We start from the raw sequence: 21,510 nt of genomic DNA on the forward strand, positions 1-21,510 counted from the left end.
ATAGTCTAAAACCCGTTTTGTAAAGTTATGTTCATCAAAAGATGAACATAACTTTTTTCATATGTATTTCAAGTGGAGGAGGTGTTGTGTATGAATCAGCCAGTTGTATTTATGTATCCGGGTCAGGGATCGCAGTATTTTCATATGGGAATTAAGCTGTACAAACATAATGATGTGTTTCGAGTGTGTATGGACACATTAAATGACCAGGTGTACGGGCTTATTGGGGAGTCAGTACTAGATATAATTTATGACCCGGGCCGTAGGGTGGGAGAACGTTTTGACCGTACGTTATACACTCATATTGCGATTTTTATGGTCGAATGCTCACTCACCAAGGTATTGCTGAGTCATGGAATTGAGCCGGATGTTGTCATAGGAACAAGCTTGGGAGAATACGCAGCCACGGTAACCGCAGGAGTATGGAGTATGGAAACGGCTCTTCAAGCGGTCGTTCGACAAGCAGAGCTGCTTGAATCCACCTGTGCTGAAGGAGGAATGCTGGCCATTCTGCACAATTTGAATATATATTCGTCTGATCCGTTGTTGCGTGAGCTTTGTAAACTTGCAGCTGTAAATCATCAATCACATTTTATTGTATCAGGTAGTGCCCGAAATATTGATCGCGTAGAGCAATTGCTTAAGAGCAAGGAAGTTGTCTGCTTACGGCTCGCGGTTTCGCATGGATTTCACTCGTCCTGTATTGATCCTGCGGAGAAGCCCTACCTGAGCTATGTGCAGGAGCAGGTCCTGCATGAGCCTGTGATTCCTTATGGATCAAGCGTATACGGTACAATTATTGGACGACTGGAACCAGATTACTTTTGGAAGGTCGTCCGTAAACCGATCCGATTCGCTGAGGTAGTAAGTTCTATAACACACGAACAAAAGCAAGGCATCTATATTGATATGGGGCCTTCGGGTTCCTTGGTAAATGTTATGAAAAATTTGACTATATATAATCAAAAACAAACGTCTTTGTCTATAATGACACCCTTTCACAAAGACTGTAATCAATTGGATGACATTATACGGCGTTATGCTGATTCAAAGGAGAATGGCGTATGTTAGCATTTGTTTTCCCCGGACAGGGCTCGCAGCGTAAAGGAATGGGTGAAGGATTATTTGAGGAATTTCCTGAGCTTACACGGCAGGCTAATGCCATTCTTGGTTATTCCATAGAGGAATTGTGTTTAGTGGATGCGTACAACCAGTTGCAACAAACGCAATTTACACAGCCTGCTTTATACACTGTTAATGCACTGATGTATCTAAAAACGTTGCAAGTAAGTGGTGTTTCTCCCGAAATTGTAGCAGGGCACAGTCTAGGGGAGTATAATGCATTGTTTGCTGCAGGTGCCTTCGATTTTGCCACAGGTTTGAAGCTGGTGAAAAAAAGAGGAGAATTAATGAGTCTTGCTGCTGGTGGCAAAATGGCAGCCATTGTAGGAATGGATATGAACAATATCCAGCAAATTTTAACTCAGAATAGACTGGATGGCATAGATATAGCTAATCTGAATTCTCCACAACAAGTAGTGATTTCCGGATTAGAAGAAGATATGGGGCGGGCAAAGTTGATTTTTGAGGCGATGTCTACCATTACTTATATCCCACTTACTGTGAGCGGAGCTTTTCATTCCAGATATATGGAGGAAGCAGGGAATAAATTTGCTGCTTATTTAGATGGATTTGCATTTTCTAATTTGAATATCCCGGTTATATCCAATTTTAGTGCCAGACCCTACACGAAGGCAGAATTAAAATTAAATCTGGTTCGGCAAATGACAAGTTCCGTAAAATGGTGTGAGACCGTTCAGATTCTGCTGGGATTGGATCACGTGGAAATCAGAGAAATTGGGCCAGGTCATGTTTTGACAAGTTTGACGCAGAAAATTAAACAGGGAGCTGCTCCCATTACGTTATCTCGGGAAGAATGGATTTATAAAGAGTCTGAACAAATTCAGCTAACCAATGATACTAGGGTACCTGCTAGTCCAATTGTGTCTGGAATTACACCAGAGTTTCTCGGCTCTGAGGAGTTTAGAAAGGATTATGGCATCAAATATGCCTATCTGAGCGGAGCTATGTTCAAAGGAATTTCATCCAAAGAGATGGTAGTTAAGATGGGCAAAGCAGGTATGATGGGCTTTTTGGGAACTGGAGGGTTGTCTATTCCTCAGATTGAATCTGATATTCAATATATTCAGCAGGAGTTGAATAAAGGGCAAGCTTACGGAATGAATTTTTTACATACACCCGGCAAGCTTGATAGAGAAAGAGATCTTACGGAACTTTATCTCAAATATGAAATACGTAACATAGAAGTTTCAGCATTTATTAATATAACAGAGTCACTAATCCGCTATCGTGCTCATGGTTTATACGATAAACCGGACGGAACGGTAGAGATTCGCAACCGCGTTCTCGCCAAGGTATCCAGGCCGGAGGTTGCGGAAAACTTTCTGAGTCCGGCCCCTGTTGTACTAGTGGAGAAAATGGTCCAGGCTGGTCAAATTACGCAAGAACAAGCGAAAAGGCTGGCTCAGGTTGCAATGGCGGATGATCTATGTCTGGAAGCTGATTCAGGAGGACATACAGATGGCGGAGTAGCCTACGTCCTAATGCCTGCTATCACGAGGTTGCGTGACGACATGATGAAGAAGTATGAATACAAGAAAAAGGTGAGAGTTGGTGCAGCAGGTGGTATTGGCACTCCTGAAGCCGCCGCAGCTGCATTTATGTTAGGTGCCGATTTTATAGTTACCGGCTCTATTAATCAATGTACTGTAGAGGCAGGTACTAGCAATAATGCCAAAGATATGCTTGAACAGATCAATATTCAGGACACGACCTATGCTCCGGCGGGAGATATGTTTGAATTGGGGGCCAAAGTACAAGTTCTGAAAAAAGGTGTGTTCTTTCCAGCACGGGCCAACAAGCTCTATGATCTATATCGTCAATATAATTCATTGGAAGAAATCAGTGATAAGGATCAGAAGCAAATTCAGGAAAAATATTTCAAGCGAAGTTTTGATGAAGTATATGAGGAAGTTAGACGGCATTATCCACCACAGGAGATTGAAAAAGCGGAACTAAACCCCAAGCGTAAAATGGCTTTAATTTTCAAGTGGTATTTTGCTTATTCATCGTATTTGGCTTGCAGTGGGGAAGCAGACAATCGACTCGATTATCAGATACAATGTGGTCCGGCGCTGGGCTCATTTAATCAATGGGTTAAAGGTACAAAATGGGAGCGCTGGCAGCATCGTCATGTAGATGACATTGGCATCAAGATCATGGCAGAAACAGCACAAATACTGAATCATAGATTTATTGCGTTTCATGGAGCAGTTTATGAGTAAAGTTCAATCGGGAAGAGTGAGGCGGATGAGATCCAAAAAGGCTGATATCGCGGTGGTAGGCATGTCATGCCGTTTTCCGGATGCTTATGATTATAACCAATTTTGGAATAACCTCGAATTTGGTGTAGACTCTGTTCGGGAAATTCCTCCTGATCGCTGGGATGTGAAGACTTATTATGCAATGGATATGGACAAGTCTGGCCAAAGCATAAGTAAGTGGTGCGGTTTATTAGACCATGTTTATGACTTTGATCATCAATTTTTCAAGATATCTCCTCGCGAAGCTATTCATATGGATCCTCAGCAAAGATTAATGCTAGAGGAAACTTGGCATTGTATTGAAGATTCGGGTATCTCTTTAGCCACACTTCAACATAAACAAACTGCTGTTTATGCAGGTGTTATGACGACGGATTATCGTCAAGAGATGATAGATGCAGAACATGGAATGGACAGTTATGCATGTTTAGGTAACTTTGAAAGCCTGTTATCCAATCGCATTTCCTATACGTTTGACTTTCAGGGAGCCAGTCAAACTATTAATGCTGCTTGTGCTTCTTCACTTGTTGCAGTACATGAAGCGAAGCAGGCTCTAAGGCTTAGAAAATGCGACTATGCGTTAGTTGCCTGTGTGAATCTAAATCTTCATCCGTGGAAATATGTCTCTTTTTCAAAATCTCGTATGCTAAGCCCTGACGGTGTATGCAGGGCTTTTGATCTCCATGCTAATGGTTATGTACCTGGGGACGGGGTAGCTGTTCTTTTGCTGCAACGTTTGGATGAAGCTGTTAAAGACCAAAACCTTATCTATGGCATTATCAAAGGATCGGACGTCAATCATTCCGGGAAAAGTCAGTCGATTACAGCTCCACGTATACAGACACAGCAAGATGTCATCAAAGGTGCATACCAAGATGCAGATTTGCGTCCCGAGATGGTCAATTATGTGGAAGCTCATGGGACAGGCACCTCATTGGGAGACCCGATAGAACTGGAGGGTTTGACACGGGCGTTCCGACAATTTACAGATAAGAAGCAATTTTGCAAGATCGGATCTGTCAAAACCAATATCGGCCATTTGGAGAGTGCTGCAGGGCTAGCAGGTATAATCAAAGTGTTAATGATGATGAAGCACAGAAAAATTCCAAAAACCCTCCATCTTAAGACTCTAAATCCGATCATAAATTGGGCTAACTCTCCGTTTATCCCTGCCAATGGTTTATCATCTTGGGAACCCGTTGAGGAGGACGGTCCATTGCGTGCCAGTGTCAGTTCTTTTGGTTTTGGTGGTGTCAATAGCCATGTATTGCTTGAGGAGTATCAGAACGCCGAGACGGACGAGGTATTCAATACCAATAGAAGTGAATTTTTTATTTTATCTGCAAAGACTCCTCAGGCATTGGAAAATTTACAAGAGGCATGGAGGACATTCGTTACCACTGAAGATTTCAAAGCTCACACTTTAAGCGATATAAGCAGTGTATTGCTAATGGGCAGAGAGGCATTTCAGTATCGTTGCGGAATACTGGTACACCACAAAGAAGAATTGAAAGAGAAACTATTGGCTGACTATTTGCCTCAAATGAAAGCGACGAAATGCTCATGGGAACTGAACATTAGTAATCTTTCTTGGGAAAGTTATGCAGATATTGAGCCATTATATGTAGAATGTAAATTATTCAAGCAGGTTATCGATGACGCCATGAAGACATTAAGAAGCTTGCATGTAGGTCGGAAAATAAGCAGTGGTTTCTTTCAGGAGTCCTGGATTGGGCCAGAAAAATCACTATACCAGTTAATTACAGGGTATGCATACGCCTTTTCACTTATATCTCTTGGGCTAGCTCCGTCCGTCGTAACTGGACATAATGATGGCTGGTGGGCTGCGATGGCTATAAGTGGCATTCTGACACTGGAGGATGTTCTAGCTGTGAAAACGGGAAAATGTGAGCTAAAAGACATAATGTTTTCTTGTCCTGCTATTCCTATTCGGGAGCCAGTGACAGGTGAAATTTATGTGCCATTACAATGTAATGAAGCTTACATCCATGATCTAATCAGCTTGACAGAACACGGAGTAAAAGAACAGTCAGGTTCTTCAGCATCCAAGTCACCCAATGATAATGGACTTCAAACATATATCCAAAAATCCAGGCTGCTGTACCCTGTTCAGTACACCTTTAAAGGATACATTGACGATTGGGAATCGGTCATCCAAAAAGAGACAAGCTGTAGTATTGTCGGTATATTGTGTGATGAGGAGCTTTTAAATACAGGGAATGTAAGCAACGATTTACTCTTGATTGTGCTTGTGAGTTCCCTGAGAAAGCTGTATCGAAAGTGGAATTTGGAGGAGCAGCAATTCATTATTGGATCACGATTGGAAGAAATAATGGACTTGCTGGATGAGGGGATTTTACCCAAAGAAACGCTTGTACAAATAATGACACAAATTAATACAGTAGTATCGGCAGTTGCAATCATAAACAACAATTTGATAAAAATTCTTTCTGATCGTGAATATCCACTAATGAAAAAATATTATCAGAATGAAATGAAAGTAGCTATGAAGCCTGAATGGATCAGCAGGATAGAAAGTGCAGATCATGTTTTTTCACACCAAGCGGACATGAAGGTTGTATATATAGGCAACTGCAATCCGGCCACTGATCTTGGCATACATTTTGGAGCAGCAATTGATTCGGTTACACGGTTTTATCAAGGTGTCTTTCAGCTATGGTTGAAAGGTGCACCCATTCGTTGGAACCGATTATTTCCAGGAAAGTCTTATCATAAAATTGGCCTGCCGGTGTATCCATTTGATCGGAATACGTTTCGGATCAATGAACGAAAAGAACAGCCATTGGCAAACAATACCCTCGAATTGGAGGACTGGAAGCTTAAGCAACTGCTACTAAGTCTTGAAAAAGGTGAACTGGAAATTGATGACATCAAAAGGGAAATGGGGGATGCGTGGTGTCAGACGATCAATTCACAATAGATGAGATTTTGATCTTGATCAAAGAGGGCAAGATGACTTCAGAAAAAGGATTTGAGCAGATTCGTAAAATCAGAAAAAGCACATCTTCCTTGAAATCGGCGGAACAAGCAACCACATACTATCAACCACGGTGGAGAGAATGTCTTCCCAATTCCGACGGAGGAGTTCCTGAACGGGTGATCGTTTTCGGTACGGATTTCGGTCTTTGGAATGGCTTGAAAAAACGCGGCATCAAGGCTGTACTTGTACAGCCAGGGGATGCCTATCGCTCTGTGCAAGGTGATGTCTATGAAATAGATCCTTTGAATCCGAAGCACTATGAAATGTTGTTCAGTACCATTAAACAAAACCAGCAGACCGCTGAAGCCCTTATTCACGCTTGGTCGGACCAACGGTTCGTATCGGAAAAAGAAGAATTGCAGGCCCAACTTAAGCGTGGAATCTATTCTTTGTTCTACCTCAGCAAAGCATTAATGAGGGAGACTTTGCCCGGGAAATGTAAGTTGCTTTACGTTTATCAAGGAAGTGGTCAGCCGCAGAATGCGGCAGTATCAGGATTTGCCAGAACACTTCAAAAAGAAAATCCTGCATTAATATATGCTACTGTGGAACTAAGTGAGTCGGCAGAAGCGTCTCTTGATCAATTGCTAAGTGAATTTTCCGTGGATGATGAAGAGGTTGAGATTCGTTATCAGCCGCAAAAGCGGTTTGTACGTTATATGTCACTAGTCAATGAATTAGATACATCTAGTATTTCATTGAGGGAGAAAGGTACTTACGTGATTACCGGAGGATTGGGAGGATTAGGCTCCATTTTCGCTGGATATTTGGCCAGTAAGTACAAAGCTCGTCTGGTTATTGTAGGACGTTCGCCTCTCACATCTGAACATGAGCAAAAGATCAAGCAATGGGAACGGTGTGGGGCAAGTATTCTGTATGTGCAGGCAAATATTTCGTTACGTGAACAATGCATTACAATGATTGCCAAGGCGAAAGAGAGATTTGGTCATATTCATGGGGTGATACACGCGGCAGGCGTGCTGCGGGATGCGTATATTTTGAGGAAGTCTATTGATCAAATAGAGGAAGTACTGGCTGCTAAGCTATATGGAACAGTGTGGCTGGATGAGACGACCCGTCATGAAAATCTGGACTTTTTCCTAATGTTCTCTTCCATCATGTCGGTCATAGGGAATGCAGGCCAGTGTGATTATGCATATGCAAACGCCTTTATGGATTATTATGCTCATCGCCATACAAGCATATTGCAGATGGAGGGACGCAGGGGAAAGTTTTTGTCGATAAATTGGCCACTCTGGAAAGAGGGTGGAATGACGGTAGACGCCCCTACCCTTGCTTTCATGGAGAATACCATGGGGATTCTTCCTATCTCCACTGAAGAAGGAATTAGGGCATTTGAAGATGCGCTACATATGCCGGGAGCTCAGATGATCGTTTTAAAGGAGAATCCGTCGAAAAAAATAAAATTGTTTGACTCCACTTCTAGTATTAAGGAGAAGGTCACGGCGCAGGGGCAACTTTCTGAATCGGATGAACAGATGATTTACCATGGCTTGTGTGAGGATATCCGAATGATTACTTCGGAAGTTCTATTTGTAGATAAAGATACGATCGAAATGGATACAGACTACAGCGAATACGGATTTGATTCCATTTCTACCACTGATTTTATTAATCGGGTCAATCAAAAATTTCACTTGGAGTTGACTCCGCCTGTATTCTATGAATTTGTGAATATGGGCTCTTTTGTTTCTTATTTAAAAGATAACTATGCAGAACGAATGGCTTCTTTATATGCTGCCAATTCTTCAACTTCTTTATTCCGCTCGGCTGAATCCGTGAAAGAAGCAGTAGTAGAGGCAGCGGCTATTCCATCGAATATTCCTGCTCAAGCCTTTGAGAACACAACTGAACCGATTGCTGTTATCGGTGTTGCTTGCAAGATGCCTCAGTCAGATAATCTTAACGAATTTTGGTTAAATCTGGAGTCAGAAAAGGATCTGATTACCGAAATTCCGCCAGATCGATGGAATTGGGGGGAGTATGATGGCGATCCGACCAAGGAAATGGGGAAAACAAATATTAGATGGGGCGGCTTTATGAAAGACATAGATGCTTTTGATGCCTTTTTCTTTGGTATTTCCCCCCGAGAAGCAGAATTAATGGACCCGCGTCAGAGAATATTTTTAGAGACCGTTTGGAAAGTAATCGAAGATGCAGGTTACAAAGCTTCTGTATTGTCCGGCAGCAGGACGGGGATTTTTGTTGGTGCTGGAAGCTCTGATTATGACGATTTGTTAAAAGAGCACAAGATAGAAATGCAGGCGCACACACCGACAGGACTGTTTAACTCCATTCTATCCAATCGTATTTCATATTTACTGAATTTTCATGGCCCAAGCGAGCCCATTGATACGGCTTGCTCAAGCTCTTTGGTTGCTATACATCGCGCTGTGGAAAGCTTGCGTAGTGGTGAATGTGAAGTTGCCATTGCTGGTGGCGTGAACGTATTGGCGAGTCCCAATCTATATATTGCTTTGGCCAAGGCCGGGATGCTGTCTGAAGATGGAAGATGCAAGACATTTGACAAGAAAGCAAATGGATATGTTCGGGGTGAAGGGAGTGCAGCGGTAATGCTAAAGCCTCTCTCACAAGCCAGACAGGATGGGGATCATATTTATGCGGTAATTAGAGGAACAGCGGTCAATCATGGAGGCCGTGCCAATTCACTTACAGCACCCAATCCAAATGCACAGGCAGATTTAATCGTAGATGCATGGACGAAATCGAGAGTGGACCCTTCCACTGTGAGCTATATAGAAGTACATGGCTCGGGAACATCTTTGGGGGATCCAATTGAAATTAACGGACTGAAAAAAGCTTTTGATGAATTATATAACGCTTGGGGACGACAACAGGCGGATAAAACCCATTGCGGGATAGGTACAGTAAAAACAAATATAGGTCATTTGGAATCAGCAGCGGGTATCGCAGGTCTAATCAAAATTATACTTTGCTTGAAGCACAAAAAGCTACTTAAAACACTACATTATAAGGAACAAAATCCATATATCAAACTGGAAAATAGTCCGTTCTATATTGTAGAAAGCACGAAGAAATGGGAAAAGACGGGATATGATATTCCTCGACGTGCAGGCGTAAGTTCCTTTGGTTTTGGTGGGGTAAATGCTCATGTTGTTGTAGAGGAATATGAACATGACTATGGTTCCAAACCAAATGAACCACACATTTTCTTGTTTTCAGCCAAGAACAAAGACATACTTTGTCACTATATTGAGGAAATTCGTACATTTTTATTAAAACCTGAGGCCAATATGAGTGACATCGCTTTTACGCTTCAAATCGGCAGAGAAGCTATGGAGGAAAGACTGGCTGTGGTTGCATCAAGCATCGGGGAGTTGGTAGGGAAACTAGATCTGTATCTTCAAGCGAAAAGCAATATAGAAAATGTTCACACGGGAAATGTAAAGTTAAGTAATTCCACTTTACAGGTTTTGATGGGGGGAGAAGAGGGAGCTGCGTTTATGAACCTGCTCCTGAGCAATAAGAAGTTGGAAAAGCTTGCTCAATTATGGGTGAAAGGCCTGGATATAGAGTGGACATTATTGAACGATCATACCAGACCACAGCGAGTATCGCTTCCTACGTATCCTTTTGAAAAACAACGATATTGGGTGCCAGCCACAAAAACCGAAGAAATTACAAAAGAAGAGCGCGTATCCCGTCTACATCCATTACTGCATGAAAATACTTCAATCTTATCGGAGCAGCGGTTTTGCACAGCTTTTACCGGGCAGGAATTTTATGTGAAGGAAGAACAGGGGGCCGATTATAAGATTGTTCCCGCAGAGGTCTTGGTAGAAATGGCAAGAGCGGCAATAAAATGGTCAATCGAAACCCAACTGATAGAGCATAAATATATTCGATTGAAAAATATTGTTTGGGGAAGCCCCATTTTAATTCAAACAGAAGCTATTCAAGTAACCATTGCACTCTATGCCGAGGATCAGGATGAAATCAGCTTTGAAATTTATCAGGCCGGAAAGCAAGGACAAGAAGTGGAAATATATAGTCAAGGTTATGCCATTCTGAAAGATAGCATGGACCTTAATTATGTTGATTTGCAGGCTGCGCGTATGAATTGCAATCAGCAACTGTTATTGTCTGTTGATCACCTGCCGGAAATTGAGGATATTTACGCAGGTGCGGATATGATCCTGGTAAGGCTGTCATTACCACACAATATGTCTGAATCCACACAGTCATATGTGGTTCATCCTAATTTGATTCATGCAATTACCCAATTGTCTGCGATATGGCAGACTTACATGGAAAATAAACGTTCCCATGCTGACATATCCTATTTTCCTGTATCCATAAAAGAACTTGATATCTATCATTCCTGCACGTCCAATATGTGGGTTAAGCTTCAATATGTTCCCGGTAGGGGAAATGAGGATTGTATACCGTCACTGGATGTAGAAATGTGCGACGAGCAGGGGAAGGTATGCATACGTATCAGGGGGTTGGTAACGGTGTCAAACGAATATCCTGCTATTCAGATCGGATTCTGATTATGTTTGTGGAAGAATTCAATTATAGAAGGAGTTTTGGCCATGACAAGTACAATGATGCTTGAGCCGAGATGGAAAGAACAGGCTATCACAGAGAACAGAACAGTGTCAGTACATTCTCGGCATGTTGTCATGCTTTGTGAGATGAATCCAGCTATGTGTCAGCTCATAGATATTCAGCTTAACGGAACAACCTGTATTTCTCTACAGTCCGAACACACTTCCGTGGAAGAGCGATATGAGGCTTACACAGTTCAGGTATTTAAAACTATCCAGCAGTTAATTCAAGACCGAACCTATCAGGATATCCTAGTTCAAATTATAGTTAGCCGTGGAGGTGAAGGCAGGCTTTTTACAGGGCTTGCCGGGATATTGAAAACGGCGCAGCTTGAATATCCCAAACTATCTGGGCAACTGATTGAAGTGGATGCAAATGAAGACGAGGGCCGTTTGATCCAAAAACTTGTAGAAAATAAGAATAATCCGTCAGATAGTCATATTCGTTATATCAATGGGAAAAGGCAGGTTATGCATTGGGAATTTATATTAGAGGACGAAGGTATCCAAGATTGGTTGGAACAGGCTACACCATGGCGTGATGGTGGTCTGTATTTAGTGACAGGAGGTACTGGAGGGTTAGGAAAGATTTTTGCCAGAGAGATTGCGGAGAATACTCAATCTTCCACTATCATTCTTATGGGTCGTTCTCCCCTGGATGAGCATAAGGAGAAGTGGATAAGTGAGCTTCAGAAGTTAGGGGCACATGTTATTTATAAAAGCCAGGATTTGAATGACAAAGAGGGAGTAGTTGAATTCATAAATACCATAGAGAGAGAGCACGGTCATGTTAACGGTATTATTCATAGTGCCGGGATTATTCAAGATCATTACATTGTTAATAAAAGTTCAGAAGAGTTCAGAGCTGTCCTTGCGCCCAAAGTGTCAGGATTATTGTGTTTGGACGAGGCGACCAAAGGTATGCAATTGGACTTTATTATCTTGTTTTCATCAGTGGCTGGTGCGCTTGGAAATCCTGGTCAGGTCGACTATGCTGCAGCAAATGCATTTCTGGACGCCTATGCAGGCTACCGGAATGATTTGCGGGAGCTTGGATTTCGGCATGGTCGGACGCTATCCATAAACTGGCCACTGTGGAGAGAAGGCGGTATGCAGATTGATGAATCCATTGCCAAAATATTGGAAGATCGTACGGGGATGCACCCTATTTCAACAGAGACAGGCATTCGAGCTTTCTATAAGGCATTCAGTCTGGATCGGGAACAAATAATGTTGGTCAAAGGGGATCGGTTAAAAATAGGTGATTATTTGAAAAAGGGTATTAATGAGCAGACTGCAGTTGCGGTTATAAAACGACCAGTGGAAGTAGACTATGAACAGCTAATGGAAAAAACAGTGTCTAAGCTCAAGTCGTTGCTTGCAGAGGAAATAAAATGGGATGAAGAACGCATTGATATTTTTGAACCATTAGAAAGTTACGGTATTGATTCTATACTCATCTTACAGCTAAATCAGAAGCTGGAGCGTATTTTCGGGGAATGCTCAAAAACTATCTTTTATGAATGTAGGACTTTACAAGAATTAGCCCTTTATTTCATTTCTAATTTTCAGGAAGCTTGTATACGGTGGACAGGATTGACTTCCTCATACGCAGCTCCTGATGAATCCTTGAAAACAGCAAAAGATGTCCGGCAGAGAGGAACGATGCTGGTGCCACGTCATGGAGCTAAGCGAAAATCCCGAATTGAAATTCCATCGTCAACTGAAAAAGAGGCGGACCCAATTGCCATTATCGGTATAAGCGGTCATTATCCTCAAGCAGATCATCTACAAGAATTCTGGTCCAATTTAGTAAGTGGAAAAGACTGTATAACAGAACTGGATGAGGAACGATGGGAGCTGGACTCTTTTTATCATCCGGATCGTGAAGAAGCAATTCTTCAAAATAAGAGCTATAGCAAGTGGGGGGGATTTGTTCGAGGATTTGCTGATTTTGATCCTTTGTTTTTTAATATCTCTCCTCGGGAAGCTATGAGCATGGACCCACAGGAGCGCTTGTTTATACAAGCTTGTTGGGAAGCATTGGAGGATGCAGCTTATACACGCGAGCAGTTGAAGATACGTCACCAAGGAAGAGTGGGGGTATTTGCGGGAATTACCAAAACAGGATTTAATCTGTATGGGCCGGATATGTGGAGTCAGGGAGAGACTTTGTTTCCGCATACATCATTCAGTTCGTTAGCGAACCGGGTGTCTTATCTGTTGAATTTGAATGGACCTAGCATGCCGATTGATACAATGTGTTCATCATCTTTGACAGCTATACATGAAGCTTGTGAGCACCTTCGTCATGGTCAATGTGAAGTAGCCATCGCAGGAGCTGTTAATCTATACCTGCATCCTTCTAGCTATGTACAGCTATGCGGACAGCACATGCTGTCGGTGGATGGGAAGTGTAAAAGCTTCGGGCAGGATGCTAACGGTTTTGTCCCCGGGGAGGGAGTGGGCGTATTTATATTAAAGCCATTGTCCAGAGCGACAGCAGATAAAGATCATATTTATGGCTGTATCCGTGGAACTAGTATAAATCACGGCGGTAAAACGAGTGGATATACGGTTCCTAATCCATCTGCTCAAGCAGAACTTATTCGGACTGCTATGGATAGAGCAGGTATAGACGCTCGGGCTATCAGTTATATCGAAGCTCATGGAACTGGAACTCTCCTGGGAGATCCTATTGAAATTACCGGTCTTACGCAAGCGTTTAGGGCATCTACAAAGCAATCACAATTTTGTGCAATCGGCTCGGTTAAAAGTAATATTGGACACTTGGAAGCGGCTGCTGGTATGGCGGGCATGACTAAAATAATTTTACAAATGAAACATCAAAAAATTGTACCCACTTTACATGTGAAACAATTGAACTCCAACATTCCTTTTTCAGATACTCCATTTGTGGTTCAAAGGCAATTATCGGATTGGAACCGACCTATGGTGGAGATGGATGGGGAGCGAAAGGAATATCCCAGAATCGCTGGTATCTCCTCTTTTGGAGCGGGTGGAGCCAATGCACATGTAATTATGGAGGAATATACGGAACCTGTTGAATCTATAGCTTCATTTGATGTGAACTCAGGTGAAAAAGCCATCGTTGTATTATCAGCAAAAAATGAAGACAGGCTGTTTGAAAAGGTACATCAGCTGCTGGCCTTCATAGAAGAAGGGCAAATTCAAGATGATCATTTACGGAACGTGGCCTATACCCTTCAAGTAGGTAGAGAGGCTATGGAGGAACGTTTGGGATTGATGGTGGATTCTGTCAAGGAACTGGAAGAAAAACTCAAGTTGTTTTATGAGAAAAAAGGAGATTTTAAGGATATTTATAGGGGGAGAAGCAAGCGTAATAAAGAATCGATGATGCTGCTATTAGCAGATGAGGATATGAAGAAAGCGGTATCGGCATGGATTCAGAAGAAAAAGTACACCAAACTTCTGGATCTTTGGGTAAAGGGAGTAGATATCGATTGGACTCAAATATATGAAGCGGATATTCCTAAAAGAATGAGCCTCCCGGTATATCCATTTGCCAAGGAGCGGTACTGGATATCCGAAAGGTCCCGAGCTGGCATTAAAGACAGCGTATATTCTTCAGTAGCAGGATCGGCCTATATTCATCCGTTGCTTCATCGCAATACATCAGATTTAACTGAGCAAAGGTACAGCTCGACATTTACGGGCGAGGAATTCTTTTTGACTGATCACCGGATCAGAGGACATAAAGTCCTTCCGGGTGTAGCACATTTGGAAATGGCAAGAAAAGCCGCAGAGTTGGCGACAAACATGTCTTCAGCAGATCCGCTTACCATCAAATTAAAAAATGTGGTATGGGCCAGTCCGGTGATGGTAGATACGCTGCCTGTTGAAGTACATATCGGATTATACATGGAGGATGGAGGAGAGATTGGTTATACCATCTACAGAAAGTCTGAGGATGGCTCGGAAAATTTTGTAAACAGCCAGGGCCGAATCGAAATATGCGAGAACATCAAAACACAATCACTGGATATCTCAAGTCTGCAAGCAGCCTGTAATCAAACTAGTATGACGGGGGCCGCTTGTTATGAAGCATTTGAAAAAATGGGTTATTCTTACGGTGAAGGACATCGAGGAATTGAAGTACTCTATGCTGGGACAGATCAGGTTCTAGCGAAACTGCGTCTGCCATGGGTGACGAGTGATTCAGGGAAGGCATATGTTCTGCATCCAGGTGTGGTCGATTCAGCATTGCAGGCAACCATCGGATTGCTTAGTCAGCGACAGACAGGGAACAATCCACTTTTGCCGTTTGCCTTACAAGAAATTCTTATCTTACAGTCCTGCACTTCTACCATGTGGGCGTGTATTCGTTACAGTGAAGGATATGATGCAGGAAGCTCATTGTTAAGAGTGGATGTCGATATCTGCGATGATGCGGGGAATATCTGCATTCGAATGAATGGACTTACTTCAAGAATTTTAAAGGAAGAAGTGGCGGATAAGCCCGATAGTTCTACATTAATACTGTCACCTGTATGGAAACAGCAAACCATTGAACAAGCAGTCCTAACTACGGAATGCACCAAGCATGTAGTCTTGCTTTGTGAACCTGATGAAAGATGGATAGGACCAATACGAAAAGGACTTCGCGATGTGGTGTGTGTCTCCCTGCTTTCCAAGGCCATACATGCGGTAGATAGATATCAGGATTATGCATTACAGGCATTGGGAGAAGTACAAAAAATTATTCGAGATCAGGCCAATGGACAGGTGCTAGTGCAGATTGTAGCCTTCAATCCGCTAGAACGTTATATGTTCACTGGCCTATTAGGCTTGCTCAAAACCGCGCAAATTGAAAGCAGCAAAATTATAGGACAAATGCTGGAGATTAATGCAGTTGAAACGGCGGATCAACTTATTAGAATGATTACAGAAAACGCTCAATGCTCACCGGGTCTGCATGTTCGTTACCATGAGGAAAGACGTTGGGTCTCGGAGTGGGAGGAAATTAGTAGACAGTCCGAGACCATGAAGCCTTGGAAGGATAATGGAATATATCTGATTACCGGTGGTGCAGGGGGATTGGGACTTATTTTTTGCGAAGAAATGGTAAGAAATTCTCGCTGTCCTACTGTGATTCTCGCTGGGAGATCTCCACTGAATGAACTTGTGAAGTCCAAACTAACTGATTTTGCAGCATCCGGGGCTAGAGTTTTATACAAAAGGACAGATATTACAGATCGTCAAGCAGTCCGTGTGTTGATGGAAAGCATTAAAGAGGAGTTTGGGGCTTTAAATGGTATTATCCACAGTGCAGGTGTGATCTACGACAGTTTCATTTTGAACAAGCAGGCGGAAGAAGTAAAGAAGGTAATGGCTCCCAAGGTTGCTGGCACATTGTATTTGGATGAAGAAAGCCAAGAGTTTGATTTAGACTTTTTTGTTCTGTTTTCATCTGCTGCCGGGATTTTGGGGAATGCTGGACAATCTGATTATGCGATGGCCAATTTGTTTATGGACAGCTACGCTGAATATCGGACCGAATTGGAGGCTTCTTGTCAGCGAAAAGGACAAACTTTGGTAATAGATTGGCCCCTTTGGAGGGACGGAGGTATGCGTATGGATACGGATACCGAGAAGTTCATGCTACAAAATACTGGCATGCAGCCAATTAGCATTCAAACCGGATTGGATATTTTTTATCAGGCCATGTCCTCAGCGAGAAAACAGATTATGGGCATATATGGTCAGGATTCGCGAATGAGGGATAAACTGCTTACCTTAAAAAAGGCGAAGACCAAGCCGATTCAACCACTTTCGACAGCTGCTGATAGTACGGAAAAACTGCTGCATAAGGTGCTTATGATTTTGGCGGAAGTGATATCCAACGTTTTGGATGTGAATGCTAATGATATTGATGATGATGCTGAATGGGGAGAATACGGATTTGACTCTATTTCATTAACTCAACTGGCTAATCGTCTTAATCAGGCTTATGAGTTGGATATAACGCCGGCTCTATTTTTTGAATATTCAGGAATTCGGGAATTTGCGAAGTATCTGTTATTAGAGCACCGTGACTTTTTCAATTGGCAGGCGCCAGAGCAACTGGGGCATGGAGAAGTATTGCCAGAACCATCGGAAACGAAAAATGGCTTAGGAGCTTGGAAATGGGAAGAAACAGCAAGCCTTCATTCCAGACATATGAACTCCAGATTTGTTGCTCCTGTCCTACAAGAACATACAGTTCTGGAACCGGTGGCTATCATCGGAATAAGTGGGATTTTCCCTATGGCAAAAAATGTAGATGAATTGTGGCAAAATCTTGTCCAAGGCAAAGACTGTATTACTACAGTTCCTCGTGAACGTGGGGAATGGGGGACCTGTGATCCGGATTCGAATGCGGAGGTGCCGTGGGGTGGTTTTATAAGTGGAGTGGATGAATTTGATGCTCTGTTCTTTGGGATTACTCCCCGAGAAGCCGAATTGATGGATCCTCAGCAGCGTTTGCTAATGACTTATGTTTGGAAAGTTTTGGAAGATGCCGGATATTCGGCTAGAGCGATATCAGGAACCGGGATGGGATTGTTTGTAGGAACCGGAAGAACTGGCTACAGTGAGTTGCTTACCAAGTCCGGTACAGTCGTCGAAGGATACTCATCTACAGGGAAGGTGCCCTCCGTAGGACCGAACAGAATGAGTTATTTTCTTGATATTCACGGTCCTAGTGAGCCTATTGAAACTGCTTGTTCCAGTTCTCTGATTGCAGTTCACAGAGCAGTTCAGGCGATCAGAAATGGGGATTGCGAAACGGCTGTCGCAGGCGGCGTTAATACGCTGCTTAGTCCGGAAGATTATAAAAGCTTCCATAAAGCGGGAATGCTCAGCAAGGATGGAAGATGTAAAACCTTTTCGGACCAAGCGAATGGCTACGTCAGAAGTGAAGGAGTTGGTATGGTGCTCCTCAAAAAACTGAAGGATGCTGAACTGGATGGTGACCATATCTATGCAGTTATAAGAGCAACGGGAGAAAATCATGGTGGCAGAGCCAACTCTTTGACCGCGCCTAATCCGAAATCACAGGCCAAATTATTAAAATCTGTATACCAAAGGGCCGGGATAAGACCTGATACAGTAGGTTATATCGAAGCTCACGGTAGCGGTACGCCGCTAGGAGATCCTATTGAAATCAATGCACTGAAGCAAGCCTTTCAAGAATTAAAGGATCAGGGTCACAACGGTAGTGACAAATCCGGTTATTGTGGATTGGGAACTGTGAAAACCAATATCGGACATTTGGAATTGGCGGCGGGCATCGTTGGTTTAATTAAAGTTGTGCTGCAAATGAAGCATCAAACGCTTGTGAAGAACCTGCATCTAGAAACTGTGAATCCATATATCGAATTGGAAGACAGCCCCTTCTACATCGTTCAGGAGACCTGTAAGTGGGAGCCGCTGTTGGATGATGAGGGGAAGGAGTTGCCAAGACGAGCAGGAGTTAGTTCCTTTGGTTTTGGAGGAGCGAATGCACATGTACTGGTGGAGGAATACATTCCGCAGGAGAACCGTATGGACCATTTCGGCGCTGCGCCACGCACCCCCGTGATGATTGTTCTGTCAGGCAAGGATGAGCAGCGGCTGCAAGAGCAAGTGCTCCAATTGCTTGAGGCGATGGAGCAGGGAGATTACGGTGACGACGAGCTGGAGTCCATCGCCTATACCCTACAGGTCGGACGGGAAGCCATGGAAGAACGACTGGGACTAATCGTGGAATCCGTCTCGGATTTAGCAGCACAGCTGAGGGAATATGCGGAGCATCAGAAAGCTGGCAGATGGTTTCGTGGAAATGTCAAGCGCTACAAGGAAACGATATCCGCCCTGGAGACAGATGAGGATATGCAGGAGACGATCCGTCAGTGGATTTATAAAGGGAAATATGCCAAGCTGTTGGATTTATGGGTTAAGGGCTTGAGCATGAACTGGCAGGCGCTGTACGGAGAAAACCGGCCGCTCCGAATCAGCCTACCCACCTATCCATTTGCGCGGGATCGGTACTGGGTTCCGCAGGCGGAAGGGAAGGAAGCGACCGGGCGAAGCCGGGAGGATACGGATTCTCGATTGCATCCGTTGCTGCACCGGAATATCTCGGTATTGTCGGAGCAGCGGTATGCTTCCACGTTTAGCGGTGAGGAATTTTTCCTGACGGATCACAGAGTACAGGAACGTAAGATGCTGCCAGGGGTAGCCTATCTGGAAATGGCCCGAACAGCGGTGGAGCAGGCGCTGGAGGTGAAGCCAGGAGAGTGGCTTACGCTGCAATTGCAGCAAGTAACCTGGATGCAGCCCATCACAGTCGAAGAGCAGCCGGTGGAGGTAAGGCTCCGACTGATGGCGGGCGAGGAAGGTGACATCGGTTATGAAATCTACAAGGGATCAACGGAAGATGTGGTGTACAGCCAAGGAACCGCTCGTGTGGTGACCAACGTGAAAAGCGTGCGGGAGGATATAGCGAAGCGGATTGCGGAGCACCGGGCTGCGGGTGCACAAGAGGTGCCGATTACCGCCTGTTACGAAGCGTTTGGGGCGATGGGGATTGAATATGGAGCAGGCCAGCGCTCGCTGGAAAGCGTACAGGCTGGAGCGGGTCAGGTATGGGCGAGAGTGTCGTTGCCTCCTAGTGTGTCGGCAACAGCCCACGATTACGTGCTTCATCCCAGCTTGATGGATGGGGCGTTGCAGGCGGTCATTGGGCTGACCCTACTGGCGCCGCAAGAAAACACAGCGGGCGCTCCAGCCCTGCCATTTAGCCTGCGGGAGCTGACCGTGTACGGTCCGTGTACGAGCCAGATGTGGGTACACATAAGCGAAGAAGGGGAACGAGTAGAGGAAGAGCGGGTGCAAAAGCGGAGTGTCGATGTCTACGATGACACTGGCAGGCTATGCGTAAGTCTACGCGGATTTACCTCACGGCTGCAGGGAGGGGGCTTGCGTTCTTTAACGCAGTCTTTGATGTATCCTTTGGCGCAGTCTGAAGTAGAAGTAGAAGTAGAAGCAGCAGAGACCGTGATTGTAGCGCCCGTATGGGAGCCGTGCAGGATCACGGAAGGAGCGGACCTTTCCGGGTCTGCTGGAAGCGGCATAGTTCTGATTGGCGGGAGCCGGGAGCGCCGGGAAGCCGTGATGGCATACTACCCGCAGGCGCAGGTCGTGCCTATCCAGACAGGAGAGCCGGTGGAGGACATTCAGGGGAAACTGGAGGCTTGCGGAAGCATCGGCCATGTAATCTGGATCGGCCCGGAAGCGGAAATCCCAGCCATGGGAGAGAAGCGGATAATTGAGGGTCAAGAAGACGGGGTAATCCAGTTATTCCGACTCGTCAAAAGTATGCTGCAGCTGGGGTATGGACAGCGGACGCTAGAATGGACGGTCATTACGGTTCAAACCCAACCGGTAAATAAGTACGACGAGGTCGATCCGACCCACGCGAGTGTACACGGTTTTATCGGTTCGATGGCAAAGGAATATAGCCACTGGGAGGTACGGTTAGCGGATATGGAAGCGGGAGTGGAGTGGGCATGGTCTGAGCTGCTGTCCCTGCCGCCCAATGCAGAAGGAGACGGGCTTGTGTACCGGGAAGGAGAATGGTACCGCCAGGAACTTGTCCCTGTGACGATGGAAATGGGTTATCCGACGCGCTACCGCCATGGGGGCGTGTATGTAGTCATAGGGGGAGCGGGCGGATTGGGAACCGTCTGGAGTGAATATATGATCCGTACGTATCAGGCGCAGATCGTTTGGATCGGGCGGCGAGCAGAGGATGAAGCCATACGAGGCAAGCGGGAACGGTTAGCGGAGAAAGGACCCGAGCCGATGTATATCGTAGCGGATGCGATGGACGAGACCGCCTTGGGAGAAGCGTGCCGAGCAGTGCGTCAGGCGTATGGAGATATCCATGGTGTGGTACATTCGGCGATCGTGCTGTCAGACCGGAGTTTGGGACAGATGGAGGAGGAGGAATTCTGTAAATCGCTGCAGGCCAAGGTAGATGTGAGTGTACATCTGGCGAGAGTATTTCAAGGAGAAGCATTGGATTTTGTATTGTTCTTCTCTTCCTTTAACGCATTCACCAAGGCAGCGGGGCAAAGCAACTATGTGTCAGGCTGTACCTTTAAGGATGCATTCGCGCACCAGCTATCTGTAGAGTGGTCGTGTGAGGTGAAGGTGGTGAACTGGGGGTATTGGGGCCAGGTCGGGGTGGTATCGGGGGAACGATACCGCAAGCAGATGGAGCGGCTAGGGATCCAATCCATACGGACGGAAGAGGGGATGCGAATATTGGAGCAACTGGTAGCGGGACAGCTGCACCAGTTGGGGGTTATACGAACGACAGATCCGTTGGGAATCAAGGAAGTGAACTGGGGTGAGTTCATTACAATGTAGGTATGGTGCGCACGGATTTTTAAATTCCATGGAT

5 protein-coding genes are annotated in these 21,510 nt (G+C 44.6%); all 5 read left to right on the forward strand.

Annotated features, from left to right (window positions below):
• Nucleotides 1-90: 90 nt before the first annotated feature.
• The 5 genes from B4V02_RS06300 to B4V02_RS06320 are packed head-to-tail and all read left to right on the forward strand — an operon-like array spanning nt 91 to nt 21,476.
• Complete coding sequence (locus B4V02_RS06300; protein ID WP_094154136.1) at nt 91-1,071, forward strand: acyltransferase domain-containing protein; 981 nt, start codon at nt 91-93, stop codon at nt 1,069-1,071.
• Entirely contained in the window at nt 1,065-3,365 is a 2,301-nt protein-coding gene (fabD, locus tag B4V02_RS06305; RefSeq protein WP_094154137.1) for an ACP S-malonyltransferase, read from the forward strand. Before B4V02_RS06300 ends, fabD begins: the two co-directional genes overlap by 7 nt.
• Nucleotides 3,358-6,366 (forward strand): type I polyketide synthase, encoded by a 3,009-nt coding sequence (locus B4V02_RS06310; protein WP_167383747.1) that lies wholly within the window; start codon nt 3,358-3,360, stop codon nt 6,364-6,366. Before fabD ends, B4V02_RS06310 begins: the two co-directional genes overlap by 8 nt.
• Nucleotides 6,342-10,982 (forward strand): type I polyketide synthase, encoded by a 4,641-nt coding sequence (locus B4V02_RS06315; RefSeq protein WP_094154139.1) that lies wholly within the window; start codon nt 6,342-6,344, stop codon nt 10,980-10,982. Before B4V02_RS06310 ends, B4V02_RS06315 begins: the two co-directional genes overlap by 25 nt.
• 42 nt (nt 10,983-11,024) lie before the next feature.
• Nucleotides 11,025-21,476: an SDR family NAD(P)-dependent oxidoreductase gene (locus B4V02_RS06320; RefSeq protein ID WP_094154140.1), complete on the forward strand. Its 10,452-nt coding sequence runs from the start codon at nt 11,025-11,027 to the stop codon at nt 21,474-21,476.
• Nucleotides 21,477-21,510 lie beyond the last annotated feature (34 nt).

The organism is Paenibacillus kribbensis (genome assembly GCF_002240415.1).
GTDB lineage: Bacteria > Bacillota > Bacilli > Paenibacillales > Paenibacillaceae > Paenibacillus > Paenibacillus kribbensis.